This window comes from Sphingobium sp. LMA1-1-1.1, assembly GCF_040676365.1.
GTDB lineage: Bacteria > Pseudomonadota > Alphaproteobacteria > Sphingomonadales > Sphingomonadaceae > Sphingobium.
Window position 1 is genome coordinate 1 of record NZ_JBEGHS010000033.1, and the last position, 671, is coordinate 671.

Annotated in this window: 1 pseudogene; it reads right to left on the bottom strand. The window is 58.9% G+C overall.

Going from position 1 to position 671, the window contains the following annotated elements:
• Positions 1 to 112: 112 nt before the first annotated feature.
• A pseudogene (locus tag MRBLMA1_RS14065) lies at positions 113 to 655 on the bottom strand (IS6 family transposase); the annotation flags it as partial.
• Positions 656 to 671: the final 16 nt, after the last annotated feature.

The following is a 671-nucleotide window of genomic DNA, read 5'->3' on the forward strand; positions in this document are numbered from 1 at the left end:
AATCGGCGCTTCAAATCCTGGGGGGCATGCCCCCCAGGATTTGATCACCCAAATGGCGGCATAAAACGACATCCGCGATGAGCTTAACTTAGCCGCCAACCTGTCCAAGAAGGCGAGGCCACCTCAGGTGGCTGTTCTCGACCCGATTGTTCGCCCACCGACCGATTTCCTGCTTCGCCCGGTTGCCAAGCTCATCCATTGCCGCGCCGTAGGTGCGGAGGCCATCAGTGGTGATCGATTCGGGAGATCCATGACGCTTCAGTGCCTTCTTCATGAAGGTTAGCGCAGCCATCTTATCACGGGTTTTGGTGACATAGCTCTCCAGGATCTCGCCTTCCTGATCGACGGCGTGCCATAGATAAGCCATTTCGCCATTCACCTTGACGTACATTTCGTCGAGGTGCCAGCGCCAGTGGCGAAATCCCCGCATGCGGCTGATCCGCTGCCGGCGAATGTCGCCTGCGAACAGCGGGCCGAACCTGTTCCACCAGTAGCGCACCGTCTCGTGGCTGATGTCGATACCGCGCTCGAAGAGCAGGTCTTCCACGTTCCTGAGGCTGAGCGGGAAGCGCACGTACATCATCACCGCCAGCCGGATCACCTCGCGCGACGAGTTGAAGTAGCGGAACGGATTGTCAGGCTTGGAGCGGCTCATGCCCCTACTTTAGCAG